This is a genomic window from Hydrophilobacter chitinilyticus (genome assembly GCF_049860745.1).
Classification (GTDB): Bacteria; Pseudomonadota; Gammaproteobacteria; order Burkholderiales; family Burkholderiaceae_C; genus Rhodoferax_B.
Map to the genome: position 1 here is coordinate 1,150,592 of NZ_CP187561.1, position 25,986 is coordinate 1,176,577.

Below are 25,986 nucleotides of genomic sequence, written 5' to 3' on the forward strand. Positions count from 1 at the left end.
TTTTCTGAAGATTGAGTTGGACAAATGCATGAACTGAAAGAGAACCGGCCACGGGCGCGCTGGAAAGCCGTGTGCCTGGCCGTGATGGGTCTGGTCGCGCATGCCGCCACCCTGGCCCAGGCAACCCAGCCCAGCCCCGAGGACACGCGCAAGGTCGACGTCATCGAATACATCGTGCGTGGCAACACCGTGTTGAACGTACGCGACATCGAGCAAGCGGTAACGCCATTTCTGGGGCCAGAGCGCACGATGAAAGACATCGAAGCTGCGCGCGACGCGTTGCTTGCGGTCTACCAGGCCAAGGGGTATCAATCGGTGTACGTCGACCTGCCGGAACAACAAGTGACCGAAGGCCTTGTGTTTCTGCAGGTCAGCGAAACCCGTGTGGGACGCGTGCGCGTGGTGGGGGCGGAGTACATCTCGCCACTCGATGTGCGCGATCAAGTGCCCGCCCTGAAAGAAGGGCAGGTGCCTGACTTCAATCAGGCACAAGTAGAGTTAACGGCGCTGAACAACAGCCCCAAGCGACAAGTGATGCCGCTGGTGAAGCAGGGCTCGATGCCCGGCACCATGGACGTCGACCTGAAGGTGCAAGACGAGAGCCCGTGGCGCGCGAGCCTGGGCCTCAACAACGACTACAGCGCCGACACACGCAAGCTGCGCGCTACCGCTTCCATCGGCCACGACAACCTGTGGCAGTTGGGGCACAGTGCATCGATCAGTTTTTTTGGCGCACCGCAGGATCTGAACCAAACGCAGGTGATCACCGTTGCTTACACGGCCCCTTTCCAGGGTACCAATTGGGCGCTGGACGTATCGGGCTACAAGTCCGACAGCGAAGTTGCCACCGTCGGCGGAACCGACGTGTTGGGCAAAGGTTATGCGTTGGGTTTGAAGGCCACTTACACAGTGTCGAATGCAGGGAGTTGGTGGCATAGCTTGAGTGCCGGTCTCGAAGTCAAGGATGTCGACGAAGTGCTGAAGTTGGGCAGCACCGGCGACACCGTGCCGCTGAAGTATGTGCCGATCACGCTGGGCTACAACGGCTTTTTGCAGGGTGAGCGCAGCCAAGTCAGCCTGGGTCTGTCGATGGTGGTGGGCACCAGCAGTTCCTTTGGTTACGGCAGCAACTGGCAGCAGTTCGACTACAAGCGCTACAAGGCGTCGCCAAGTTTCATGGTGCTCAAGGGCGATGTCAACGGCAGCTACACCCTGGCCGGAAACTCCCAGTTGGGCTTTCGGCTCTCGGGCCAGATGACCGATTCACCCTTGGTCTCGAGCGAACAAATTGCCGCCGGTGGCATGAACTCCGTGCGTGGGTATTTGTCGGCTGAAAGTACTGGAGATTACGGTCTGGTGGGCTCGGTTGAATGGCGTACCAAGCCGCTGGATTTCTTGGGTTCGTGGGTCGAGAACTGGCGCGTTTACACGTTTGCCGATGCGGGCCGCTTGCGTTTGAAAGAGCCACTGCCTGAGCAGCAAGACGGGTTCACGCTTGCATCTGTGGGTCTTGGCTCCAGTCTGCGCATTGGCTCATTCCTCAATGGCCGCATCGATGTGGGTTACCCGCTCAAGGCAGGGGCGCGCACCGAAAAACACGACACCCGCATCAATTTCAGTTTGACGGCCAGTTACTGACCGTTCACCCCGACCCCTCGGTTTTCATTTTCATTCTTACGAGCTTCCGGAGAACTCTGTCATGCGACGCACACTTTTTGTTTTGCTCACCTTGTTGAGCGCACTACTGCCAGGCCTGGCGCATGCCTGGTGGCAGCCTGACTGGGCTTACCGCAAGCCCCTCACCGTTGACGGCGGCCCACAGGCTGGTGCGATTGGTGGTGAGGCCGGGCGTACGCCCGTGCTGGTGCGTTTGCACACCGGCAACTTCAGCTTTCAAGGCGTGAGCGAAACCGGGGCCGACCTGCGTTTTGTTGCCGGCGACGACAAGACCGTGCTGAACCATCAGATTGAACAGTTCGACCCGCTGCTCGGCATGGCACTGATCTGGGTGGACGTACCGTCAGTGGGCGCTGGCGCGCCACAGAAATTGTGGATGTACTACGGCAACCCCAAGGCTCCGGCCTCGGGCAACGGCCAACGCACCTACGACCCCGACTACACGCTGGTCTACCACTTTGCCGAAGCCAACGTGCCGCCACGCGACACCACCGCCTACGGCAACCACGCGCAAACCGCCGTGGTGAGCCTGGACGGCACCGTCATCGGCAAGGGTGCGCAATTGGGCCGGCAAGCGTTGATGTTGCCTGCTTCGCCCTCGTTGGCGCAAGCCGCTGGCGCACCATTCACCTTCTCGGCTTGGGTCAAGCCCGAGCAACTGGGTGCTCAGCAGGTGGTGTATGCGCGCCGCGAAGGCGCCAATGAACTGGTCGTGGGTGTCGACCAGGGTGTGCCCTTTGTGCAGATCAACGGCCAACGCAGTGCGCCAGGTCAGCCGATCCAGGCCGGTCAATGGTCTTACCTCGCCTTGAAGTCTGATGGCAAGGGCGCGGCCCTGTATGTGGGTGGTCGCCCGACGGTTTCGGTGGGGGTGTCCATGCCGGCGCTGAACTCTGCAACGTCCATTGGTGGCGATGCAGCACCGGCCGGCGCATCGTCTGGCGCCGCGTTTGCGGCGTTTACCGGTGCGATCGACGAGGTGCGCATCTCCAAGGTGGCGCGCCCTGATGCCATGTTGTTGGCCGACGCCGTATCGCAAGGGGCCGATTCGCGCTTGGCGGTCTTCGGTGCAGATGAGCAGCAAGCCGGTAAGAGCCACTTTGGTTTCATCTTGGCCGCGATGCCACTGGACGCCTGGATTGTGGTGGGCCTGCTGGGCCTGATGATGGTGTTCTCGTGGGCCATCATGATTGGCAAGGGCCGCAGCTATGGCGCTGCCTCGCGTGCCAACGCTGCGTTCATTGAGCACTTCCGCGATGCTGCAGGTGCACCACTTACACGCCTGGCCGAAAGCAACACCGTACCGGCAACCGTCAAGGCCGATTCCTCGTTGTGGCGCTTGTACGAAGTGGCGATTGGTGAAATGCACCGCCGCCGCGACCGTGGCTACGACTTGAGCGCTGTGTCAGCCTCGACCATCGGCGCCATCCGTGCCGCCATGGACGGCGTGATGGTGCGCGAGAACGAGCGCATGTCCAAGCGCATGAACTGGCTGTCAACCACCATTGAAGGCGCGCCTTATGTTGGCTTGTTTGGCACCGTGATCGGCATCATGCTGGTGTTTGTGGTGGCCGCCATGGCGGGCGCCGTGGACATCAACTCGGTAGCCCCAGGCATGGCCGCTGCGCTGCTGTGTACCGCTGCTGGTCTGGGCGTGGCCATTCCGGCGCTGTTTGGCTACAACTGGCTGGCTTCGCGCTCTGACGCCATTGGCGCCGACATGGCGGTGTTTGTCGACGAGTTCGTGACGCGCCTGGCGGAAGAGCAGGGCGAGGGCCGCTCGCTGCCGCAAGCCGCCACCGTGTCCATCCGTTCGGCTGTCTGAGGCTGCAAGCACCATGGCAAACGCAGCCAAATTTGGCACCAAGAAGCGTGCGGGCGGCATCAACATCACGCCGTTTGTGGACGTGTTGCTGGTCGTGCTGGTGATCTTCATCCTGACCAGCAACGCCAGTATTCCGGGCATCAAGGTCGACTTGCCCAAGGCCAGTTCTTCGGTTGCGCTGGAAAAGCCCAAGACCAAGGCCATCACGGTGGACAACGCCGGCCAGGTGTTTCTGGACGCCTATCCGGTAACCCTGTCTGAGTTGGAAGAGCGGCTGCGCACCGAGAAAGCCCTGACACCGGACTTCCCTGTCATCGTGCGCGGCGATGCCGCCGTGCAATACGCGAAAGTGGTCGAAGTTCTCGACTTGCTGCGCCGTATCGAACTGAACCAGGTTGGCCTGGTGACCGGCAAGCCGAGTTGAGGACATGGCCGTGAACTTTGCCCATCCAACCACACACCAGCGTGTGCCTAGCAGTGCCAAAAGCCTGTGGCAGCGATGGGGTGGCTACACCATCGGCGCGGTGGCATTGGCCTTGTTGGCGGCGCTGGTGTGGTACCTGCTGTCAGACACTGCGAGCCAGAAGCGCAAGGTGGCCGAGACGCCCATGCTGATGCTGCCGCCACCTCCGCCGCCGCCTCCCGAGCCCGAGAAGCCGCCAGAGCCCACGCCCGAAAAAATCAAGCCCGAGCTGGTCGAGCCCAAGCCCACGCCGGTGGACTCGCCCGAGCCGCCCAAGGACGATGCCCCGCCCAGTCCGTCCAAAGACTTGGGTGACCCCGTCACCATCAACGGCCCGGCGCAAGCGGGTACCGACGCCTTTGGCATCGGTGCGGGTGGCGGTGGCGGCATGACCGGCGGCCGTGGCGGCGGACTGGGCAGTGGTTCGTATGGCCGCTACGTTGCGAACGCCTTGCAGCAGGCGTTGGCGCGCGACCCACGCACCCGGCAGTTGGCCTTCGACGATATCCAGTTGGATCTGTGGCTCGACACCACCGGCAAAACCACGCGGGTGGAGTTGGTGAAGAGCACAGGCAACACCAAGTCGGACGAAGCCGTGTTGGCCATGGCCCGCGAGATGACCCGCATCGACGAGACCCCGCCAGCCTCTGCTCGCTTTCCGATGCGCGTTTCCATGAGAGGGCGTCGGCCTTGAAGCTTGCCGATGTCCGTCCATCCCCAATTTTTATGAGTGAACCGATGAACCATTCCATTACTCTTAGCCGCAGCGCGCAGTCGTTGGCGGCGGCTGCGGCCATCGCCATTCTGGGCGCGATGGGCACGGCCCAGGCGCAACCGGCGGCACCCGCTGGCGATACCGCCATGGTGCGGCTGATCCGTGGCCTGATGCAGAGCGGTGCCCTGACCAAGGACGTGGGCGAAGCGCTGCTCGTCCAGGCGCAGAACGAAGCTATGGCCGCACAGCAGTCGCAGCGCCAGGCAGCAGGTGTGGGCGGGGTTGCTGCTGGTGCCGCCGTTGGTGTTGCCGCTGGCACAGCCGGCGGCCTGCGAGTGGAGCCGGGCGATGTGCGCGTGCCCTACATCTCGCAAACCACGCGTGACCAGATCCGCGACGAGGTCAAGGTACAGGTCTTGGCGCAAGCCAAATCTGAAGGTTGGGCTGCACCGAACGAAACGCCTGAGTGGAGCAAGCGCATCCGCGTGGAAGGCGACGTGCGTGTGCGTGGCGAATCACGCAGCTATTCCGACGGCAACAGCAATATTGAAATCAACTGGCCGGCCATCAACGCGGGTAGCGGGTACGACGTCAACCCCAATACCAACCTTGCGTTGCCGTCCTTGCTCAACACCCAGCAAGACCGTCGCAATGTGTTGCGTGCACGGGCGCGTCTGGGGGTGTTCGCTGACATCTCCGATCAAACCAAGGCCGGTGTACGCCTGGTTTCTGGCAGCGACGAAAGCCCGGTGTCCACGACCCAGACGCTGGGCGGTGGTCTGGGCAAAAAGGAGGTCTGGCTCGACCAGATGTGGCTTTCGTACCAGCCCACAGAATGGCTCAAGCTGATCGGTGGCCGTTTCGCCAACCCATTTGTTTCGACTGATCTGCTGTACTCAGGCGACTTGAATTTCGACGGCATTGCGGCCCAGTTCGACAAGCGGCTGTCCAACCAGAATGTGACGGTGTTCGGCACGCTGGGGCTGATTCCGCTGGAGTATTCATCGGACAACTTCCCCAGCCGTAGCCAGGCAAAAATGGCGAGCGAGAACAAATGGCTGCTCGGCGCGCAGGTCGGGGCATTGTGGAAACTCGACTCCGACAACAGTCTGCGGGGCGCGCTCGGTTATTACGATTTCCGCAACACCGAAGGCCAGGTTTCTACACCGTGTGCCTTGTATTCGGGTGCCGAAGCTTGCAGCACCGACTGGTCACGGCCGGCCTTCATGCAAAAGGGCAACACGCTGATGCTGCTGCGTGACATTGCACTCAATCCGCTAAATCCCGCCAACACGCCGCAACCTCAGTACGTGGGGTTGGCCTCGAAGTTTCAACTCATCGATTTGAATCTGCGTTGGGACACCAAGGTCGCCGGAAACAGTCTGCGCCTGGACGGTGATTACATCCGCAACATGGCCTATGACAAGTCAGAGATGTACACACGGGCACGCGGCGGCATTGTGAACAACTTCAGCGGTACCGGTGTTTCGAGCGGGGCCGACATCAGAAGCGGCGGTAACGCCTACAGCCTGCAGGCCACCTATGGCAAACCAAGCCCGTCTGCACGCGGAGACTGGAACCTGTTGGCAGGCTACAAGCGCATCGAACCGGATGCCATGCCGGATGGCTACAACGACTCGTCTTTCCACCAAGGCGGCACGAATGCCAAGGGCTACATCATTGGCGGCTCCTACGCGATCGACAAGAACATGTGGTTCACCGGCAAGTGGTCTGCAACCAAAGAGGTGTTTGGTGCACCGCTGTCCATCGACACGTTGCAGCTTGAATTCAATGTGCGGTTCTAAGGAGCATCTCGTGACCTTATTGAAGCAAACGGGTACGCGGGTGATGCAGACCAAAGCGCCTTCGCGGTGGAAGCCGCTGGCCTTGGGTATTCTGGCCACGTTTGCGTGTGCTACCACCTTGGCACAGCAGCCCACGCAAAGCATGGAAGAGCGGCTGCGTGCGCAGCTCCGCGTAACAACCTCACAACTGCAGCAAGTGCAGAACGAACTGGCCGTCCTGAAGGCCGGCGTAGCACCGGCCGCCCCTGCGGCCACGGCCCCAGTGCCTGAAGTGGCGGAGTTGAAAAAGGCGCTCGCGCGGGCGGAAGCGCAACTGCATGCGGAGCGCCAGGGACGGACACAGGCTGCTGACGAAAGCCAGCAATTGCGCGCGCAGGCGCAGACCACAGCCGATAAGGCCAACGCCCTGGTCGCACAGTTTCGCAACGCCTATGACGAACTGTTGAAGATGGCGCGGGCATCAGAGGCCGAGCGTCAGCGTCTCGTGGCAGAGACTGCGACGCAGCGCACGGTGGTGGCGCAATGCGAAGCCAAAAACACCCAACTGTATGCCGTGGGGCAAGAGATTCTGCATGCCTATGAAACGGTGGATTTGGGTAGTGTGCTGCTGTCGCGGCAGCCATTCGCCGCCCAGAGCCGTGTGAAGTACGAGCAGGTCGCGCAACAGTACGGCGACAAACTCTACGAAGGTCGTTTTGATGCGCGCAGTGTCACCGCGCCGCCTGCGGCATCGACGGAACAGGCGAAGCCAGCGGCCGGCGCCGCGTCTGCGCCATGAGCGTTCCTGTGGCGAGCCGAAGCATACGAAAGGGCACGACAAAAATGAAAAAAGGGTCTGAGGCACGGACGCGTGCCCGAACCGTCTTCACGGTGGCGCTGTTGGCAGCATGTGCCTTTGGGGTCGCGACGCAGGCGCAGTCCGCCGGTCCTATCGTGGCCAGTCTGGGGCGTATCTCCATCAGTCAAAACGATGTGGAGAATTTGCTCAATAGCATGCCGCAAGCGGAGCGCATGGCGGCCAAGAGCAACCGTGAACTGATCGACAACTGGCTTCGGCAACGTCTTGCAACCCAAGCATTGCTTGATGAAGCACAACGCAAGGGTTGGGCGGATCGGCCCGAGGTCAAGGGGCGCATCGATGCTTCTGTTGCCGAGCTGACCCAACGCATTGTCACGACCAGTTATCTGGAATCTCTGGTGCAGTTGCCGTCGGGCTTTCCGTCTGAAGCGGAACTCGTCGCGGCTTATGAGCAGGGAAAGACAGGCTACAACCTGCCCGCAACATACCGCGTTGCGCAGATCTATCTGGCGGCACCCTCCGGGGATGCAGCCGCAACGGCCAAGGTCCGGCATGAGGCCGAGCAGCTTGTAATACAGGCGCGTGTCGGCAATTTTGCAGACCTGGCTCGTCGGCGCTCTGATGACCCGCGCACTGCGGTACTCGGGGGCGAGGTCGGGTTGCTGCCACTGGCGCAATTGCTGCCAGAGGTTCGAACACCTGTGTCCAAGCTCAAGGTCGGAGAGGTGAGCGATGCACTGCAATCAGCCAGCGGCTTTCACATCGTCAAGCTACTGGAGGCTCAGCCAACGCGCGTGGCCAGCTTCGATGAAATGAAGCCGCAGCTGAGAGCTGCGTTAGTGCAACAACGGCAGCGGCAGCTTGTGCGCGAGCACATGGCAGGTCTTGCACCGGAGAGCGGTGTGCACATCAACAGCGCAGCGGTAGACGCGGCCCTGCAGAAGATCAACTGAAGATTTTCCTTACAACTCGATAGAGAACTTAACGTTATGACAGAGAAATCAACCCAGCGAGTTACCGCCATCCCTGAGACTGCAAGCCCCGAGCTGATCCAATCCATCAACGCGGGCGAAATGTCAGACGCGATCAAAGCCGTAGGCTGCGCCGTCACTGCGGTCGAACAAGATGGCGTGGTACGACTGCACAGTGCGAGTCACGGCATTGGTTTTCAGGTGCTTTGGGGTAACACCATCAGCCCTGGCGAATATGCCGACTTGACCTTGAGCTGCCCGCTACGCGTACAAGGCGGCAGCTTGCCTGAAGGTGTGCTCGCCTCATGGCATCGCAGCAAGCGTTTCGCACGTGTGGCGCAGCATGGCGACTTTGTGGTGCTTGAGATGGACCTGATTGCCGCCGGTGGCATTACGCCTGCGCACCTGGTGCTGAACATGCATCTGTGGACGCAGATGATGGGGCAGTTCTTCTTGCATTTGCGCAATTACAGCGCGGCGTCGGAAAACGTCCCCGGTGAAACGTCTGCGGCTGCCGCCGGTGCGCCTGCCGCGCCAGCAGAGCCTATTGCTGCGTAAGCTCCAAAACCGTCTGGCCGAGCCTGCGTAGCAAGATCCTATGAAGTTGCTTTCTATCGTGGCGCGGGCTCCTGGCGCGTCTTTCCTGATTTCTGGCTGCGGCCGCTTTCTGCGTGCGCTTGGGCTGATGGGGTTTGGCATTTCCGCCGCCGTTCCTGCGCCCGCCCAGCCGCGCGCGCCCTTGAACGTGCCTGAACATTGGAGCCGATACGCCAATCTAGCAGGGCGTCAACTTCAAGACGCATTGAGCGATTCGATGAACGACAGTGTTTTGCGTCTCTACCGTTGGCGGCAAGCCCATCTGCTGCACGAAGATCCGGCCGCAGACCGCCTGACCTTGGTGGCGAAGGTGTGGGTGGGCACCAATGGCAAGGTTGAGCGTGTTGGGTTGGAGACAGTGGGGGATCTGCGGGTAGATGAGGACCTTCGGTCCGTGCTCACTGGCTACCGTTTTTCGGAGCCGCCGCCGCGGGACATGCGCCAACCTATTGTGCTGGAGTTGATTTTGAGCGAATAGCTAGGCGCACGTCTGGTTTGAGTCACCAAAGCGCGTCTTTTTTGGGTTAGCAGCGCATCACAAACAGCCTAGTGCTTTGGCAAGCATGTCGTTCACATCCGTGGCCTGCACCGCACCAGGCAGCGCCACATCGCCGTGCATCACAAACACCGGCTTGCCCCATTTGAGCCCCATGGCCATTTCTGACAGCGTGCCCATGTTGCCGCCGATGGCAATCAAACACACGCCGCTGCGCGCGATGATGCCGTTGCGCATCTCGCCCATGCCGGTGGGAATGGCTACGCTGAGCCATTCGTTGGCGTTGCGGTCGTCATCTTCTGGCAGGATGCCCACGGCAATGCCACCCGCATCGGTGGCACCTTGCGCGGCCGCCGCCATCACACCACCACGGCCGCCGCACACCACGGCCATGCCAGCACCAGCCAAAGCGTGCGCCACAGCATAGGCGGCGTTGCACACTACCTCGTCGCCATCACCTGGGCCGAGCAGGGCTACCGGCTGGCGGTGGCGCGCGGGGCCTTGTTGTTTTTGTTTCAGACGCGCGAGCGCCTCAATGACTGGCGCCGACAGCACCACGCTCGCGCTTTCGCGTAAGGACATCGCCCACTCCCATCACCAACACACACACCACCATCAGCACCAGCGACAAGGCTGCTGCCACCGCGAAATCCGACCCGCCATCACTCACCAGCGCCAGCAGCATCAACGGCAAGATGTTGAGCTGCGTGCCCACCAGCGCCAGCGCCGTGCCGTAAGTGCCCATGGCAATCGCCGCCACCATGCAGGCGCTCGACAACACCGAGGGCAACACCTCTGGCACTATCGTGTCCCAGAACGCCCGTGCACGCGAGGCTCCCAAGGTGCGCGCCGCTTGCACCGGGCGCAAGTCCAGATTGGCGAACACCGGGTAGAGCGACAGCGCCACGCGCGGAATCAGGTAGTAGGCGTAGGCAAAGCCCAGGCCCACCACGCTGTAGATCCAACTGCCGATGACGGCAGGGTCCCCGCCCAGGCCAGCGAGCAGCTGCGTGACGAAGCCGGCGCGGCCAAAGGCCAGGATGAAGCCGTAGGCAATCACCAAGCCCGAGAACGCCAACGGCAAGCCCAGCAAGGTCATCATCCACTGGCGCCGCGCGGCCGATTGGCGCGACAGCTCCAGCGCGATGCAGGTGCCCACCAGGGCCGACACCAGACCCGCCGCGACGCCCAACACCAGCGTGTTGCGCAGCGCGCCATAGAACAACGGGTTGCCGAAAAGGCGCCCGAAAGCACTGCCACCGTCGCCAAAGGCTTCGGGTAGCAGGGCTGCCAGTGGCGCCGCAAAAAAGAGCGCCATGAAGCCCCATGCGGGCCACGCGCCAAAGCGTCGCATGGTGGGTTACTTGCCCAGCGTGGCCTGCGCCCAGAGGCGGTCCACCTCGGCTTTGCGTTCCGAGGCTTTCACCACGTCAAGCGGGCGGATCTGCGGCGCGGCCGGCATCTTGGCGGCGACATCGGGGCTCAAGGTGGTGCCTGGCACGGCCGGGCGCACAAAACCCTGTGCAAACAGCGACTGACCGGCCTCGCTCATGATGAAGTTGAGCCACAGCTTGCCGGCATTCGGGTTGGGGCCGTTCTTCACCAGGCTGATGGCGTAGGGCGCGGCCACGCTCGCTTCTTGCGGAATCACCACCTCGGCCGCATCGCCCATGCCGTCCACATGTTTGGCTTTCAGACCATCGTTCTCGTAGCCGATCCAGATCGGGATTTCGCCCTTGAGGAACTTGGCGTAAGGTGTCGTGCCTTCCACGCGCAGCACGTTGCCGGCCGCATGCAGCTTGCCCAGGTAGTCGGTGCCGGGCTGCACGTTGTCGACGCTGCCGCCGTTGGCATAGGCTGCGGCAAAGGTCAGCACCTGGCCCACACCGGTGGAGCGTGGATCGAGGTAGACCACGGTGTTCTTGTACTCGGGCTTGAGCAAATCGGCCCAGCTGGTGGGCACGTTCTTCACCAGCTTCTTGTTGACCAGGAAGGCCACGTTGAGTGTGTGGATAGTGAACCAGCGGCCATCGGCTTCGCGGAACACAGGTGGCAGCTTATCGAAGTTGATCGGCTTGAACGGTGCGACCACGTCTTTCTTGGCGGCATCCACGGCGGACGCGGCAAAGTAGTAAGCCGTGTCTGCTTGTGGGCGGCGCTTGGTTTTTTCGAGCGCTACGACCGTGGCGGCGGAGCCTATGTCGTTGTAGGTGAGTTCAATTTCGGGGTAGCGCTTTTTGAAGCTGGCGAACAGCGACTTCCAGTTGGCCCATTCGGGGCCGGTGTCGAAAGAGACACACAGGCCTTCTTTCTGCGCCTCGGCGTACAGGGTTTTTTCACCCGAATAAAGCTCGGCGCCGTCAAAGGCAAAAGCGCTGCGAGGAGCGAGTGTCGCGAGTGTGGAGAGAGGAAGAGCGCCCAAGGCCTGGATCAAATGTCTGCGTTGCATGGTGAGTCCTTGTGAAGAGGGAACAAGAGAAAGGAAGAGGAAAGGAAGCTCAGTGGTCGAGCAGGCGGATGTGGTCTGGCGCAATGCCAATCGAATGGGCCGCGGTTGCAGTCGATTCGGCGAGGAAGGGTTTGCTGGCACCGGCGACCGCAAAGTCGTAGCGCGTCAACGCCCCGAGGTAGCGTTGCGCCACCGTACTGCCCGTCAGGCGGTTGACTACATCACTTGGCGGGTCGGGCTGGATATGCTCAGGGCGCACCAGCATGTGCACAGCCGTGCCCAAGGTGCGGCTGCCAGTGGGCGTTAACAGTTCGGTGAAGCCGAGGTCGATGCGCCCCGGTGCGCTGACGCGGGCGGGCAGAATCGTCGACAGGCCGACGAACTCGGCCACCGCACGGCTCGCGGGGCGTTCGTAGATGTCGCGCGGCGTGGCGATCTGCAGCAGCCGGCCGTCTTTGAGCATGGCCACGCGGTCGGCCATCACCAGGGCCTCTTCCTGGTCGTGTGTGACCAGAAGCGTGGTGGCGTTGAAGCGCTGCTGAATCGCACGGATCTGGTCGCGCAAGTGGCCGCGCACGCTGGCATCGAGGGCTGACAAGGGCTCGTCGAGCAGCAGGGCGCGTGGGTCGATGGCCAGCGCGCGGGCCAGCGCCACGCGTTGCTGTTGGCCGCCAGAGAGTTGGGCGATGGCGCGGTGGGCGTATTCGCCCAGGCCCACCATGTCGAGCAAGTCTTGCGCTCGTTTGTGGCGGGTGGGCGTGGCCACCTTGCGCAGCTTCAGCCCGTAGGCCACGTTGTCGAGCACGCTCAGGTGCGGAAACAGCGCGTAGCTTTGAAACACCATGCCGATGTGGCGCTGGTGCACGGGCGCACGCGACATGTCTTCGCCGTCCAGCACGATGCGCCCAGTATGGCCGGTCTCCAGCCCCGAGATGAGCTTGAGTAGGGTGGACTTGCCCGAGCCGCTGGGCCCGATCACCGCCACCAGCTCGCCGGTGCGCACATCGAGCGACACCTCGTGCAGGCCTTGTGTGCTGCCAGGGTAGTGGTAGCTGACGTTGTCTAGAAGAAGGCTCATAGAAGACTTAGAGGATTCAGGCGCGGGGTTTCACCAGAGAAGAAGAGAGCAGGGCCGACACACTGGCCAGCACCAGCAGAATGACGGTGGCCGCACAGGCAAAGCCCGTGGCACCATAAAACGCCTGCAGCAACACCACCGGGTAGGTGCGGTTTTGAAAGCTGGTGAGCAGGTTGGAGACACCAAACTCACCCACCGAAATGGCCGCCACCATCACCAGCCCGCTGATCAAACTTTGGCGCAGGCTGGGCAGCACAATGCCGGTGAACTGTTGCCAACTTGAGGCACCCAGGGTGGCCGCCGCTTGCTCCAGCCGCCCCAGGTTCAGGTGGCGCAGGTCGGCCAGCAGCGTGTTGGTGAGGTAGGGCAGCGTAAGGATGGCGTGCGCCGCAATCAGCAACGGCATGGAGCCCAGCCACGGCGCCAGGTCAGTGTTGAACACGATCATGTAGCCGAAGGCCAGTGTGATGGCCGGCACCGCCACCGGCGTGGCGCTGACGATGCGGGCGGCCAGATTGCCGCCGCTTTGTTCGTCGCGTTTTGCGCCGTGGTACAGCGCGTAGGCCAGCGGCAACGCCAACACCGTGTTGATGGCACAGGCCGCCATAGCGACCACCAGGCTGTTGACAAACGCCTTGCGAAAAGATGTGTCGAGCCAGAGGTCGAGATACCACTGGCCGGTAATGCCGCTGGGCAGGAGCGTGTTGGTCCAGTTGCCGCCGAAGCTGCCCATCAGCAGTAAAGCGATCGGCAACAGCAGGTACAGGCCATAGATGAGCGAGATACTGCGAACCAAGGGTGTCACTCCGAATCTTGAAGGCGTCTGGCATACTTTCCAGATGCGCTAGTTTTGTTTGCGACGGTATGCCGCGTGCAGCAAATTCTAGGGAGGGACGAGTGATTCATGGATGAGTCTTGGATGACTATATTTGAGCAATTGGAAAGCGTTTTTCACAAAGCTTTCATCAACTGGCGATAAACACAAGGCATAGATGAAACGCGATTGCCCCACCATTCAGGAACTTTTGGCGTTGGACGCGGTGGCGCGCCACGAGAGCATCACACTCGCCGCCAGCGCTCTGTGCATTACCGTCAGTGCGGTCAGCAAACAAATCGCGGGGCTGGAAGCATTTGTGGGGCGCGAACTGCTGCAAAAGAACGGCCGGGGCGTGCAGCTCACGCCGCAAGGCCGGGTGTACTGGCAGAAGATTTCTGGTGGCCTGCGCGCCATCGAAACCGCCACGTTTGAAGCCCGCTCGGGTGACGCCGGTGGTGGCCTGCTGACGCTGGCCTGTGTGCCAACGTTTTTGACGAAGTGGCTGATTCCGCGCTTGCCCAACTTCAGCCAGCAAAGTCGGCACGTCATGCTGAGTTTCAGCCGACATCTTGAGCCCAGCGATGGCATTCCGGCGGGCGTGGACGCGGCCATTCGTTATGGCCCGGACGGCTGGCCCGGTGTGGTGTCGGAATACATCGCCGGGCGCGAGTTTGTGCTGATCGTGGCCCGCTCCGTGGTCGAGAACAATCACCGCATGACACAGCCCGGTGACATTGTGGGCCATACGCTGCTGCACCACGAGGGCGCCCCTTCGGCCTGGCGCGAGTGGACCTCGCAGAACGGCGTGCCCGAGGTGCAGACCGTGGCAGGGCCGCGCTTTGCCCAATACTCTGCGCTGATCCAGGCTGCTTTGAACGGCCTGGGCATTGGCTTGGTGCCCAAGATTCTGGTGCAGGAGGAACTGGCCGATGGTTCACTGATGAGCCCTTGCGGCGCGCCGGTCAGTGTGAACCAGGGGCACTATCTTTGTTATAGGCCTGATCGGCTTGATTTGCCCAGCTTTGCGGCGTTTCGGCAGTGGCTGTTGGGCGAAGGTAGCAGGTCGCGCGGTGCGAGCGACGGCAGTGACACCTGAGAAGTTTTTTTGCATGGCTTCGTCGTGCCATGTCACAGCGGCGTCAAAGATGTTCTTTATGTTGCGCACTCCACATGCTTATTAAAGCCGTCCATGTCACTGGTCAAAACCGAAACCGGACGAGAAGTGCTTCTCAAGCGCGACCGTACGCTCAACCCCAGAGAGCGACAAATTCTGGTGATCACCGATGGCTCGCGGTCTCGCCGCCAGTTGGTCGACCTGATGGGGCAGGCAACCGAAGCGCAGATTGACCGTCTGCTGCAACTGGGGTTCCTCAAGGACATTGGAAATGACCTTGAGGAGGGTCTTGGGAAAGCGCTAACGGGGGTCTCGCCGATTAAAACAGCCGCACCAACGCTGGAAGCGCGCCGCTCGCTGGTCGCCACCAAGGTGTACTGCATCGACATGCTGCAGTTGATCCGCGAGCCGGGGGCGGGAGCTGTGATGCGCGCGATCCAGTCGAGTGCAACCGAAGACGAGTTGATGGACAACGTGCTGCTCTGCTTGCGCTACATGCAAGAAAAAACGGCTGACTCTTACGCTTCCAAGGTAGCGGCTCGTTTAGCCGAAATCGTCCCGCAACACCATTTGGCCAGCCTTGCCAACTGTCGGCCAGAGCCGGCGCCGCTGCACCATTGAGCCGCCATGTATCCCGGCCAACGCCTTAACGCCTACAGCCACTTGGCAGGCTTTGTTCTTGCCATTGGCGCGGGCGTGCTGCTGCTGCGCGATGTCTTGCCGCGCGGTAATCTCTGGCATGGCGCCGCCGCTGCCATCTTCGCGTTGTCTGTGATCGTGTTGTACGCAGCCTCTACCGCGACCCACAGCGTACGTGGACAAACCTACGCGTTTTGGCAACGTGTTGACCACTGTGCCGTCTATCTGCTGATCGCAGCCACCTACACGCCATTTGCGCTGTGCGGCCCATTGGACGCATGGGGTGCAGCGCTGCTGATCGGTATTTGGGCTCTGTTTGGGCTTGGTGTGGTGCTGGAAGTTCGCTCCGCATCTGCCGCCCAACCTTCGGTGCGGTTGTATGTGGCGATGGGGTGGTTATGCGTGGCCGGCGCCATGTGGGGCTCACGTCAGTTGCCAGATGCGGCAGTGGTGCTGCTTCTGGCGGGGGCCGGCTGCTACACCATCGGTACGGTTTTCTACTGCAATCGGTGGGGGTTGCGGCATGCTCATGGCATTTGGCATCTGTTCGTTCTGGCGGGAACGACTGCCCACTACCTGGCAATCGGGCTTTACGTGTTTTAGGTCAACGCATCTGCTGGTCGCTGCGCGGGTCCGCTGACTCGGCTTGAGGCACCTGCTCCACAACGGGCGGGCCCGTGCGATCCACCCAGGCAGAGAGCGGCTTGAGCTCGTCGGCTGAAAGAACGATGGTTTGCGCGCGTGTTCTCTCGTGTTGCGCCCAGGCAATGTCGCGGATGGCTTCGACATGCTGTTCGATGACCGTGCCCAAGTCCACAGAACTTTCGTGGATGCGGAGTGCGCTGCTCAGCAAATGCTTTTGTACTTGGACTCGCAGGAGTTGCCCATGCGCGATCAAGTCGAAAGACACGATGCGCGGTTCAAAACTGCTGATGAGAATTTCAATCATGGTGCATCCCTTCGCTTGCGCTTTATGGCTTGGAACATCAAGCCGAGTCGCCTCAAACCCATGATGGTTTATCGGCTGCGAAGGGCAAGAAGGGGATCGGTGGCCGCGCTGTTGCACTGTAGGCCCAGGCCGATATCTGCCACAGGCCAGCCGACTGCTTGCATCAAGCAGTCGGCCCTGCAGTCTGGATCAGTTACCGGCGGCCAGTCGCTGATCGATCCACTTGAAGGCGTCCAGCACGTCGTAGTTGCCAGCGTGGCCTTGGTCCCAGAACAAGGCGTAGTCGACATCCTTGACCTTGGTATCAGCCTTCAGTGCGCGGGCGAGGTTGTACGCCACGGTGAACGACGTGTCCCGGTCACGCGCACCCACACGCACGCGCCAGTGCGTCGTGATGCCATCGGTCTTGCCCACATAGGGCAGCGCGTTGATCATCTTGTACTGGTTCAACAGATAGGCCTGCTGTGGGTTGTTGGCCCAGGTGTAGCCGGTGTTTTTCAGACCCACATCGCTTTGCTTGGCATTGATGGCATCGCCGCCGTTGTTGTTGTTCCAGGCGTATTCGGTGAAGTTGGAGTAGACCTGTGCCGCAGTGCCGAACAGGTTGGACTCGCCGCCGCTGTAGTTGCCGTTGACGACGGCGCCGGCCTTGGTGGTGTCGGCTGTTGCAGTCGCTGCCAGCGCTGGTGTTTGTGCGATTTGGTCAAACGCGGGCACGGCCTTCAGGCGGGCTTGTTTGGCCACGAACTTCAGGTAGTTCGACATGTCAAAGCTCTTGACCGTACCGCTTGCATCGACGTCGATGAAGTCGTTCTTGTAGTACAGCGTTCCGCTTCCGCCGGCCACGCCGTTGGCTGCGGCGCTGCCGTAGGCATTGAAGGCCACGAAGGTCTTGCCGGACTTGACATACGCACTGGCCGCTTTTTTGATTTCGGCTTCCAGGGCGGTCAGCATGTTGGCCGAAGTCAGTGCAGTGCCATCGTCATTCTTCAGGCCCAGGCTGGCTTGGTAGGCCACGAACTTGTTCATCAGAGCGGTGCTGCCAGCGGGGTCGGGGTTCGAGGCGCGAACCAGTTCGTTGCCGCTGGCATCGACGATCAGCCCAGCCTTTTGATCGGCCGAGACCAGCGCACGGGTACTCGCCACATTGAACATCCATTCGTAAGCCAGGTCGGCGCTGCCCATGTCCTGGATCGGGCAGTAGGCCACGATGGCGTAGACGCTGTCGCTGATCGAGCTCTTGCCGTTGGTGTCGATACCGGCTGCGCCCGAGGCCTTCAGGTAGGGAAGGTAGTCGCCGCTGTCGCCGGTGGCGCCGAGTTGTGTACTCTGCGCGCCGCCGCCGCTGGTGCCGTTGACCACAATGCGGCTGGCGTTGCCCGGCATCAGGCTGTCGTTCAGGCGCAGGTAGCGCACGGCAGCCTTGGCATCGACAATGGCGGCTGGCGCCTTGCCTTGGTAGATGCCGTCGTCGTAGACGCCAGCGGGAGCCGTGGCACCCCGGCTACGCGAGGCCATGTTGATGTAGACGAAGCCACGCGCAAGCGCTGCGCCCACCTTGTTGGTATCGCTGTTGCTGACGTAGGTGCCGCCGTTGACGATGTCTGCACCGGAGTAGTTCGCGCTGGTGATGGGCGTCGTGCCATTCCAGCCGCCCTTGCCGCCTTGGTAGCTGGCCAGCCAGCCTGCGTTGTTCACGTTCAGCAGAATGGCGTTGTCTTGTTTGGCCGCATCTACCTCGCGCACAAAGATGTTCATGTTCTGGTAGCCGCACGCCTGGTTGTCCACTGCACCAGCGGATTGTGTGGGAGCCAATTGCATCGGCTTGCCGACGTAGCACACTTCGCGGTACCAGCGTACCGGCGTGCTCACACCGTCGAGCGTGATGGTGATCGTTGTGTACTTGGTCGGGTCGAAAGCCAGCTTGCTGTCATATGCACCTGAGCCAGCGACGGCTATCGTGCTGTCGCCGCTTCCGCCGCCGCCGCCGCAGGCGGTCAAGAGGCCAGCGGCCGAGATGGCGGCGATGGAGGCCGCAAGTGCGCGATGTTTGAATTGTTTGTGCATGCTTGTCTCTTTAGGATGAATGGATTGAATGTGGGTTCTTCAGGATCCGATGTTGCAGGCTGGGGCCGCTATTGCGCTCGGGTTTGGGCTGGAGGTCAGCGGTTGGCTGTCCTTTCTCGTCACCGAAGACTGCGCATGGGTGTTGCGCGTCTTCTGAAACTCTTCAAGACGCTGGGCCGAATGGGTGGGCGCGTGATCTTCATTTGTTTCGAGTCGATGACATGGCAGCCGACTTTAAGCAGCCGATAGGCGCCGCAGAAGATGGCGCATTTGAAGGCGCGATAACCATCCGATATCATGGTTTTCCATAGGTGTTCCGCTGCCTCTGTCCCTGTGAAAACGGCGGGCTGCATCCACTGACTACCGGCTTGAAACCTTCAAGCCCCAACGCCACGGAGTTCAAATGAAACGACTGATCATGCGAGGCGCTCTCGTCCTTGCCGATGCCGACACGGCAGCCCATCACCAAGACATCTTGGTCGAGAACGGCGACATCGTCGGCTTGCTGGCGCCCGGCACACCGGTAGACGAGGCCGAGGTTGTGGAAGCGCAGGGCATGTTGGCCCACCCCGGCTTGGTCAACGCGCACATGCATGCCCACACACCGCTGATGAAAGGCATGGCCGACCGCTGGTCGCTGGAAGTGTTGCTGGCCTCGGCGATGGGCATCTACTCGGGGGTGTCGACTGAAGACAGCTACATCAACGCACTGGTGGGCGCGGCCGAACTGGCGCTCAAGGGTTGCACCACGGTGTATGACATGTGCCTGCAAGTGCCGTTGCCCACCGAAGAGGGGATTGGCGCCGTGGCGCGGGCGTACGACCAGGCCGGGCTACGCGCGGTCATTGCCCCGATGATTTCGGATCGGTCCTTTTTTCAAGCCACTACGGGCTTGTGGGAGGCGCTGCCAGAGGCCGCCAGGCTGGCGCTGGGCACGTCCCGCATCACGGCGGAGCAGCCGTTGGATGCCATGCAACGGATCATCGAGGGCTGGTCTTGGTCGTATGACTGGGTACGACCGGCGCTGGCGCCCACCATTCCCTTGCATTGCTCTGAGGAACTGCTGCGCGGTTGCAGAGCGCTGCAAGACCGCTATGGCCTGTCCATGCAATCGCACTTGCAGGAAAGCAAGGTGCAGTTGTTGTCAGCGATCAAAACCCGTGGCGAGACGCAAACCGTGCTGCTGGAGCGGCTGGGCCTTTTGGGCCCTGGCTTTGTGGCTGCGCATGGTGTCTGGCTGGACCAAGACGACATGCAGCGCCTGGGAGCGGCTGGCGCGAGCGTGAGCCATAACCCGGGCAGCAACACCATGTTGGGCAGCGGCTTGGCGGACGTTCGGCAAATGCTGGATGCGGGTATCAACCTGGCTATTGGCACCGATGGCGCGAACTGCTCTGACAACCTCAACATGTACGAGGCTATGCGCGCAGCGTTGCGCGTCTCGCACGTCCGCGGCCCAGACATGGGGCGTTGGTTGTCGGCAAAAGAGGCGTTCCATGCGGCGACGGTGGGCGGCGCCAAGGCTTGCGGCATGGAGCGTGTTGGCCGTATTGCGGTGGGCTACCGTGCGGACATCGTGTTGCTCGACCTTTGCCATCCCAACTGGATTCCAACCAACGACGTGTTGATTCAACTGGTGCAGTCTGAAGACGGCGGAGCGGTGGACAGTGTGATGGTGGGCGGCGCCTGGGTGGTGCGCGATCGCAAGCTGGTCAACTTGGATTTACACAAGCTCAGGGCCAAGGCCACCTCAACGATAGCCCGTTTGATGGAAGCGGCCGAGACCAAGGCTGAGCTGGCAGGTCAGTTCATGCCCGTGGTCCGGTGCTTTTGCCCGGCCATGGCAGCGCAGCCCTATCGGCTCAATCGCTATGGGGCCGAGCTGGGTTAGGAGTGGCGCTGGCGAGGCCTTAAACCAGCAACTGGTACAGCCAAGTCTCCGACAACGTCTCGTTGCCGTTCTTCAAGAACAAGCGCAGGTCCACCGGGCCATTGCCGTCGGGCGTGTAGTCGAACTGCGCGCGCCAATGGCCTGGCACATTGTTCGGCACAGCCTCGGTGAACACATAGGAAAACTGCCCGCGTGAGGCACTCAGCACCGCCTCCGGCTTCACGCCAAAGGGCAGACTGGCCAGTGGCCCGCCCAGAAACTCCACCATGAGTTTGCGTACGCCTGGTGGGCGTGGTTGGCCAGGCACGCCGCCACGGCCGATGCGCGTGGCCACACAGCGTGCCAGTGGCGAGGGGAAGGGCTCGTCGGCCAGCCAATGCAAGCGGTAGCGCAGGTCGTAGCTGCTGCCGGCCGTGGCGGGCGCCTTGGGCACCCAGAAGGCACCGATGTTGTCGTGGATTTCGTCGTCGGTCGGAATCTCGACCAACTCGACCGCGCCTTCGCCAAAGTCGGACAACGGTTCCACCCACAGGCTGGGACGTTTGTCGTAGTTCACGCCGTCCAGGTAGTGGTCGAAGTTGCGGTCACGCTGCATCAGGCCGAAGCCCTTGGGTGACTTGTCGCTGAAGGCCGAGATGCCGGTAGCGGTTGGGTTGTTGAGCGGGCGCCAGATGCGCTCGCCACCACCGGTCCACAGCGCCAGGCCATCGGAGTCATGCACCTCAGGACGCCAGTCGATGCCAGTGGGCTTGAGCTTGTCGGAGTACCAGTACATCGAGGTCAGCGGCACCAGCCCCAGACGCGCCACGTCCTGGCGCAGGAACAACTTGCAGTCGATGTCCATCACCACGGCCTGGTCGCGGCGCATCGCGAAGCGGTAGGCGCCCGCGATGCTTGGGCCCTCCAACAACGCGTAGATCACCACGGTGTTGCTGCCATCAGCCGGCGGTTCAAACCAGACCTGTGTGAAGGAGGGGAACTCCTCGTTCTTGCCGTTCACGGCCACATCCAGTGCCACGCCGCGCGCCGACAGGCCATATTGGTACAGCCCGCCAATGGCGCGGAAGTACGAGGCGCCCAGAAAGGCCACCCAGTCGTTGTTCTGCCACGGCAGCTTGGTCTGGTCACCCTGGCGGCTTTCCTGGAAACGAAAGCCCGCAAAGCCTGCACCTTCAGGTAGTGCTTTGGCCGGGCTGTCGGCCGGCATTTCGAAATAGGTGGGGTCGTAGAGGATCTCGCGCCCCTGCGCCCCGGCGCCGGCTTTGTCCAGCAGATGCATGTGCACCGGCGTCTGGAAGTAGCGGCCCATGTGGAAGAAGGTCACCGGGAACGGGCCTGGACCGTCTTTGAACAGCGCGAAATCGGTTTTGTATTTGAGCTTGCCATGTGCGTCGTAGTCGATGCGCTCGAGCACCTCACGTGGCAGCGGTGGTGGTGGTGCGTATGGCTTGGCGGCCAATGTGCGGGCTTGTTCGATCAGCGCGTCGAAGGCAAATGGCTTGGCCGAGCCGAGCTTGAGACCGGCCTGGGCCATCGCCTGTTCGGACAGACCTAACGCGGCCAGAGCAGCGGCAGTGGTGCCGGCGGTGAGAAAAGTTCTGCGGTGCAACATGCACCTGATTTAACCAGAATCGTGCCGATACCCGGAACCTAGTGCAGAGTCCCGACGTGCCGCTGGGTTAAAACTGCGCCTAATCTTCGGGCATGGTAGCTACGCGCTTGGGATCGCACCGATGTCGCTAGGCCGGGGCGGGGTTTTGCGTTGCCGCTCCAATGGACGTGACGGCATTCGGCCTGCGTTTTTGCATTCAATCAGAGTTCACTGACGGTCGGCAGGTAGTCGCTGAACAGCATGACGGCTTGCTGCAGAAACGCATATTCGTCGTCACCCAGATTTTGCGGAAGCACGTCGAGATGGCAGAAGGTTCCGTACAGCGTGCCGCCCCGATGCATCAATGGCAGGCCCACATAGCTTTGAACGTTGGCTTGATGCATATGGCCATCGAGCCTGCAGTCTTCCAGCGAAGCGTCGGTTCTGAAGACACCATCGCCTACCGTGTATTGGCAAAAGCTGTCCGAGAACGGGACCCTTTTGAACAACTCGGGTGCGGGCTCGCGTTGCTTGTCGATCAAGGCCATGCCATAAAAAGCCTCGCCATCAAATCGGTAAACAACGGTATAGCGATGCGGCACTCTGCGATTCAGAAATTCGAGTCCGGCACGGAATCCCGACTGCTCCAGGGTGTGCCGCAATTCGGCAAGCGTTAAGGCGTGGTTCATGGGGCAGCATTCTGTCAGCTTTAAATCTCTGCTCCGTCAGGCCGGCATGAAGCTGCACCCTGCAGTTGAAAGATCCATTGACTGCTATACCAGCATCAACCTCCAGCAGTCGCTGATGTGCGGCCGGTATTGAACGGGGACATTGGCGCGCGCCGCTGCAGTAGCGGCTGGGCGGCGCGTCATGGATGCCTCCGGCAGAAAATCGCTGACCGCCAACACGTCGCGGATCTCCACCCAATGCGAGCCAGGGCCGTAGAGTTTGTTGGCCTCTGCGCAAAGCAGTCGCATGTCGAGTGCGCTCTCTCGCGTTTCTGCTTGCCATCCACTGCAAGATGGCGTTTCTTCTTGGAAGGCAAGCTGATGCACTGCGCTGGGCAGCCAGCAAATCCGAATTTGTTTCATTTCGTTTGAGAGGGAGCTGTCGGGCTCGCCCAATATAGAGTCGCTGTTTTGGCGATACGCAAGTCGCCCGCGCATTTGGCTGTAGGAGATCGCGCACAGCTTTTTTTGATCGTAAAAAAGCCCGCGATGGCGGGCTTAAAGAACCGACAAACAGAGAGGGAGGGGAGGAATAGTCGGTCCGGCTCGATTTTGCTTTGCGTCGCCGCACCGGCTTGTGGGTGTGCACGCCATTGTTCGACAGCCAAGAGCTTGCCTGCTTGTAGGATGGTTCTTACGGCTTATCTACCGAGTCACTTGCAAACTGACATGGATGCGGCATCGGCCGACTGCAGAACCTGTGCGTTTCTTACAGCGTCGTTTGTGGGGGGCACACATCATCGGTTGTCTGTCCCTGAAGTTTCAACATGAACCTCAACACAACCCTGACGCCTATGGAAGGCGGCCTGAGCTGGGCATGTGATTCCATGCCTGGCATTCACCGGCTTTCACGTCAAGGTGGTTTCAAGTATGTGGACGCCAAAGGGAAGACGGTTCGCACGAAAGCGGTGCTGGACCGCATTCGTCGGCTAGCGGTTCCGCCCGCCTACACGGACGTATGGATCTGCCCCTCACCTCATGGTCATCTGCAAGCCACGGGACGTGATGCACGGCACCGCAAGCAGTACCGCTACCACCCCGACTGGCTCATCCAGCGCAGCGAAACCAAGTTCTCTTCACTGCCCCGTTTTGGCCGCAGCCTGCCCTTGATACGTGACCGCGTGAAGCGCGAGCTCTCAGGTGGTCAGATGCCCACACGTGCACGCGTCTTGGCTGCCATCGTGCATTTGCTGGACACCACTTGGGTCCGCATCGGAAACGACACTTATCAGCAGCAAAACGGGTCGTTTGGCTTGACTACTTTGCAAAATCGACACAGCCGCATTGTGGGTGCCGAACTGCGGTTGAGCTTCATGGGCAAGAGTGGCATTCGGCAAAACGTCGCCATGAGTGACAAGCGTGTGGCCCGCATTGTTCGGCGGTGCCGAGAGCTGCCCGGCCAACGTTTGTTCCAGTATGTGGACGAGGGCGGTGAAGTGGGCTGTATCACCTCATCTGATGTGAACGCCTGGCTATTCGAAACCTCCGGCGAGGCCATCACCGCCAAGGACTTTCGGACCTGGCACGCCAGCGTTTTGGCGCTGCACTTGCTCAGCCGCTCCCGCGCGGAATCTTCTGACACGAAACGCCAAACGCCGCTGCTCGCCATCATTGACAGCGTAGCCGCACGCCTGGGCAACACGGCCACGGTGTGCCGCAAGTCGTACATCCATCCAGCGGTGATTTCTTTGGCGGAAAGCCTAGACGGTGAAGACGCCTACGCGGCTTTGCATGCCGTGCGTTGGTTGAAAGCCCCGCCGCGCAAACGCGGCCTGCCCTTGGCGGAACGCCAGTTCCTGGGCTTTCTCGCGAGCCGAGGCAAGCGACCTTCCGCGTGAAGCGTGGCGTTGCGTGCAGGCGTTCTGAAAATTTCATGAAAGAGGCTTTGTCTGACAAAGCAGTCAGAGGACCCAACCCTAGACTCGTTGCACAAGGCGTTGTTTGCTACCCAGCCAGATGGAAGCTTCTCAGCCCGAATGCATCGAGGCTTCATCGTGGGTGACGCCATCGCACTGTCCCGCAACCCTTTGTCCAAGGAGTAGGCTCATGCCGTCAGCGTCCCGTCACTGCCTCGCACAGCAACATCGTCATCGCCCGATCCGCCGCCTCTTTGCGCTGACCGTCCTCACGGGCCTGGTCGCAACTTCGGCCTCAGCACAGGTTTCACCTGCATTGGATCGGTTTAGTTTTTCCCTGGGGGCATTCAATGCCAAGCCCAGCTTCGGTGCGCGTGTGAACTCGCAAGACGGCGCGTTTGACACTGGTGATGTGCCCGCGAATTCGGTGACCGTTCCTCGTGTTTCAGCCGATCTTCTGATCTTCGACAGCCAAGGCATTTCGTTCGACTATTACCGCTACAAGAAAACGTATTCGGCGAGTGATGTCAGCAACTTCAGGGTCGGCCCGACGCAAGTCAACGCATCCATTGATGCACGTCTCGAAACCACTCTCGATTTTGGCAAGCTGGCCTATAAATGGTGGCTGGGCTCTGGCAATACGGTGCTTGGCCTGGGAGCTGGTGCGGCCTACTACCGCATTGAAGCCGATGCCCGTGCAAGCGCCAACGTCAACGGCACGGTGCGCAACTACGCCGCCCACGAAAGCGAAGATGCGATTGCGCCGTTGCTGGAGCTGGGTGTTCGGCATGCGTTCACGCCAGACCTGCGCGTGTTCCTCGACACCTCGGGCGTCTGGAAGAACGGCGGCAAGCTGCATGGCAGCATCTACAACGCGGCGGTTGGAGCGGAGTGGTTCCCCATCAAGAATGTGGGCCTGGTGTTGTCTTACAGCGTGAGCGACATTACGCTGAACCGTGACGATGCCATCGACAGCCGGCTGCGTGTAAAGGTGCATGGCCCCAGTGCGTTTGTGAAGGTTCGGTTCTAAGATCGTGAACAGGTTTAGGGACGCATATGCCAAGGTGGCGAAGAGGGTGAAATCCGCCGCTGGGAGCCGGGGTAATGGTAAACCCTTATGATCTGATAGCAGTCTCGACAGGTGCGCGCTCCTTTTGGGAGTGCGTGGACCGTGTTCACGCTCTTGGGGCTACGCTGAACAAGTCCCAGCATGTGCGCTCGAGTCAAAAATGAGATGGATTGGCCAACCGCGTTGTGCAGTACAGGCTCTCTGCCTGTGCCAACAATCCGGGTGGTCAAGACGCTCATTTTTGGCCGAGCCCTCCGGGGCGTGTCTTTGCGGGCGATCTGCTTTGTTCCGAAACCCAAGGCAAGCCAGTAGGCTTGCCTTGGGTTTCGCGCCTCGCAGCTCATCCCCGCAAAGACTCGCCGCGCATGCTGCGACTTGTTCAGCGTAGCC

25 protein-coding genes are annotated in these 25,986 nt (G+C 61.1%); 15 read left to right on the forward strand and 10 right to left on the reverse strand.

All coding sequences use genetic code 11. The annotated features are described in order from the left end of the window. Positions 1–24 precede the first annotated feature (24 nt). The 9 genes from ACPWMG_RS05245 (at position 25) to ACPWMG_RS05285 (ending at position 9,330) form a co-directional block, all read left to right on the forward strand. Positions 25–1,638 carry a ShlB/FhaC/HecB family hemolysin secretion/activation protein gene (locus ACPWMG_RS05245; protein WP_483303602.1) on the forward strand — a complete coding sequence of 538 codons (1,614 nt, stop codon included), beginning with the start codon at positions 25–27 and terminating at the stop codon, positions 1,636–1,638. Positions 1,639–1,699: 61 nt separating this feature from the next. Further along, complete coding sequence (locus ACPWMG_RS05250) at positions 1,700–3,502, forward strand: DUF2341 domain-containing protein (protein WP_483303603.1); 1,803 nt, start codon at positions 1,700–1,702, stop codon at positions 3,500–3,502. Positions 3,503–3,515: 13 nt separating this feature from the next. After that, positions 3,516–3,926, forward strand: a complete 411-nt coding sequence (locus ACPWMG_RS05255) for an ExbD/TolR family protein (RefSeq protein WP_483303604.1) — start codon at positions 3,516–3,518, stop codon at positions 3,924–3,926. Positions 3,927–3,930: 4 nt separating this feature from the next. Beyond that, positions 3,931–4,659: an energy transducer TonB gene (locus ACPWMG_RS05260; RefSeq protein ID WP_483303605.1), complete on the forward strand. Its 729-nt coding sequence runs from the start codon at positions 3,931–3,933 to the stop codon at positions 4,657–4,659. 44 nt (positions 4,660–4,703) lie between these two features. Continuing rightward, complete coding sequence (locus ACPWMG_RS05265) at positions 4,704–6,485, forward strand: putative porin (protein ID WP_483303606.1); 1,782 nt, start codon at positions 4,704–4,706, stop codon at positions 6,483–6,485. 10 nt (positions 6,486–6,495) lie between these two features. Then, complete coding sequence (locus tag ACPWMG_RS05270) at positions 6,496–7,263, forward strand: hypothetical protein (RefSeq protein ID WP_483303607.1); 768 nt, start codon at positions 6,496–6,498, stop codon at positions 7,261–7,263. A gap of 44 nt (positions 7,264–7,307) precedes the next feature. Then, on the forward strand, positions 7,308–8,237 hold the full coding sequence (locus ACPWMG_RS05275) for a peptidylprolyl isomerase (protein ID WP_483303608.1): 930 nt from the start codon (positions 7,308–7,310) through the stop codon (positions 8,235–8,237). Between the two features lie 36 nt (positions 8,238–8,273). Further along, positions 8,274–8,813 (forward strand): type III secretion system chaperone family protein, encoded by a 540-nt coding sequence (locus tag ACPWMG_RS05280; protein WP_483303609.1) that lies wholly within the window; start codon positions 8,274–8,276, stop codon positions 8,811–8,813. A gap of 40 nt (positions 8,814–8,853) precedes the next feature. Beyond that, a complete protein-coding gene (locus tag ACPWMG_RS05285; protein ID WP_483303610.1) occupies positions 8,854–9,330 on the forward strand; it encodes a YbaB/EbfC family DNA-binding protein in 477 nt (158 codons plus the stop codon). 57 nt (positions 9,331–9,387) lie between these two features. Here the strand turns inward: ACPWMG_RS05285 and ACPWMG_RS05290 are convergent, their stop codons facing one another. From ACPWMG_RS05290 to ACPWMG_RS05310, 5 genes are read right to left on the reverse strand one after another with little or no spacing between them, the layout of a single operon-like run. Further along, complete coding sequence (locus ACPWMG_RS05290; protein WP_483303611.1) at positions 9,388–9,930, reverse strand: TIGR00725 family protein; 543 nt, start codon at positions 9,928–9,930, stop codon at positions 9,388–9,390. Next, a complete protein-coding gene (locus ACPWMG_RS05295) occupies positions 9,881–10,702 on the reverse strand; it encodes an ABC transporter permease (RefSeq protein WP_483303612.1) in 822 nt (273 codons plus the stop codon). Before ACPWMG_RS05295 ends, ACPWMG_RS05290 begins: the two co-directional genes overlap by 50 nt. Positions 10,703–10,708: 6 nt before the next feature. After that, positions 10,709–11,797: an extracellular solute-binding protein gene (locus ACPWMG_RS05300; RefSeq protein WP_483303613.1), complete on the reverse strand. Its 1,089-nt coding sequence runs from the start codon at positions 11,795–11,797 to the stop codon at positions 10,709–10,711. A 49-nt stretch (positions 11,798–11,846) separates the two neighbouring features. Beyond that, positions 11,847–12,875, reverse strand: coding sequence for an ABC transporter ATP-binding protein (locus ACPWMG_RS05305; protein WP_483303614.1), 1,029 nt, complete (start codon positions 12,873–12,875; stop codon positions 11,847–11,849). A 16-nt stretch (positions 12,876–12,891) separates the two neighbouring features. Beyond that, positions 12,892–13,671: an ABC transporter permease gene (locus tag ACPWMG_RS05310; RefSeq protein WP_483303615.1), complete on the reverse strand. Its 780-nt coding sequence runs from the start codon at positions 13,669–13,671 to the stop codon at positions 12,892–12,894. Positions 13,672–13,867: 196 nt separating this feature from the next. Here ACPWMG_RS05310 and ACPWMG_RS05315 point away from each other — a divergent pair, with 196 nt between their 5' ends. From ACPWMG_RS05315 to trhA, 3 genes are all read left to right on the forward strand, one after another. Continuing rightward, the gene (locus ACPWMG_RS05315) at positions 13,868–14,788 is read left to right on the forward strand and encodes a LysR substrate-binding domain-containing protein (protein WP_483303616.1); all 921 of its coding nucleotides are present in this window, start codon (positions 13,868–13,870) and stop codon (positions 14,786–14,788) included. A gap of 93 nt (positions 14,789–14,881) precedes the next feature. Continuing rightward, positions 14,882–15,427: a hypothetical protein gene (locus tag ACPWMG_RS05320; protein ID WP_483303617.1), complete on the forward strand. Its 546-nt coding sequence runs from the start codon at positions 14,882–14,884 to the stop codon at positions 15,425–15,427. 6 nt (positions 15,428–15,433) lie between these two features. Continuing rightward, the gene (gene trhA / locus ACPWMG_RS05325; protein WP_483303618.1) at positions 15,434–16,048 is read left to right on the forward strand and encodes a PAQR family membrane homeostasis protein TrhA; all 615 of its coding nucleotides are present in this window, start codon (positions 15,434–15,436) and stop codon (positions 16,046–16,048) included. 1 nt (position 16,049) lies between these two features. On the opposite strand, the gene ACPWMG_RS05330 is transcribed toward trhA, so the two are convergent. Continuing rightward, positions 16,050–16,394 carry a hypothetical protein gene (locus ACPWMG_RS05330; protein ID WP_483303619.1) on the reverse strand — a complete coding sequence of 115 codons (345 nt, stop codon included), beginning with the start codon at positions 16,392–16,394 and terminating at the stop codon, positions 16,050–16,052. Between the two features lie 189 nt (positions 16,395–16,583). Continuing rightward, positions 16,584–18,461, reverse strand: coding sequence for a subtype B tannase (locus ACPWMG_RS05335; protein ID WP_483303620.1), 1,878 nt, complete (start codon positions 18,459–18,461; stop codon positions 16,584–16,586). A gap of 403 nt (positions 18,462–18,864) precedes the next feature. Between ACPWMG_RS05335 and ACPWMG_RS05340 the strand changes: the two genes are divergently transcribed. Next, positions 18,865–20,352 (forward strand): amidohydrolase family protein, encoded by a 1,488-nt coding sequence (locus ACPWMG_RS05340; RefSeq protein WP_483303621.1) that lies wholly within the window; start codon positions 18,865–18,867, stop codon positions 20,350–20,352. 19 nt (positions 20,353–20,371) lie between these two features. Here ACPWMG_RS05340 and ACPWMG_RS05345 read toward each other — a convergent pair whose 3' ends face one another. The 3 genes from ACPWMG_RS05345 to ACPWMG_RS05355 form a co-directional block, all read right to left on the reverse strand. Then, on the reverse strand, positions 20,372–21,964 hold the full coding sequence (locus ACPWMG_RS05345) for an OpgD/OpgG family glucan biosynthesis protein (protein WP_483303622.1): 1,593 nt from the start codon (positions 21,962–21,964) through the stop codon (positions 20,372–20,374). A 200-nt stretch (positions 21,965–22,164) separates the two neighbouring features. Continuing rightward, the gene (locus ACPWMG_RS05350) at positions 22,165–22,632 is read right to left on the reverse strand and encodes a GAF domain-containing protein (RefSeq protein WP_483303623.1); all 468 of its coding nucleotides are present in this window, start codon (positions 22,630–22,632) and stop codon (positions 22,165–22,167) included. Positions 22,633–22,716: 84 nt separating this feature from the next. Continuing rightward, positions 22,717–22,920 carry a hypothetical protein gene (locus ACPWMG_RS05355; protein ID WP_483303624.1) on the reverse strand — a complete coding sequence of 68 codons (204 nt, stop codon included), beginning with the start codon at positions 22,918–22,920 and terminating at the stop codon, positions 22,717–22,719. Positions 22,921–23,438: 518 nt separating this feature from the next. Between ACPWMG_RS05355 and ACPWMG_RS05360 the strand changes: the two genes are divergently transcribed. Together ACPWMG_RS05360 and ACPWMG_RS05365 are read left to right on the forward strand one after the other, a co-directional pair. Then, complete coding sequence (locus ACPWMG_RS05360) at positions 23,439–24,509, forward strand: DNA topoisomerase IB (protein ID WP_483303625.1); 1,071 nt, start codon at positions 23,439–23,441, stop codon at positions 24,507–24,509. A 208-nt stretch (positions 24,510–24,717) separates the two neighbouring features. Further along, positions 24,718–25,557, forward strand: coding sequence for a hypothetical protein (locus ACPWMG_RS05365; RefSeq protein WP_483303626.1), 840 nt, complete (start codon positions 24,718–24,720; stop codon positions 25,555–25,557). The last annotated feature ends 429 nt before the right edge of the window (positions 25,558–25,986 follow it).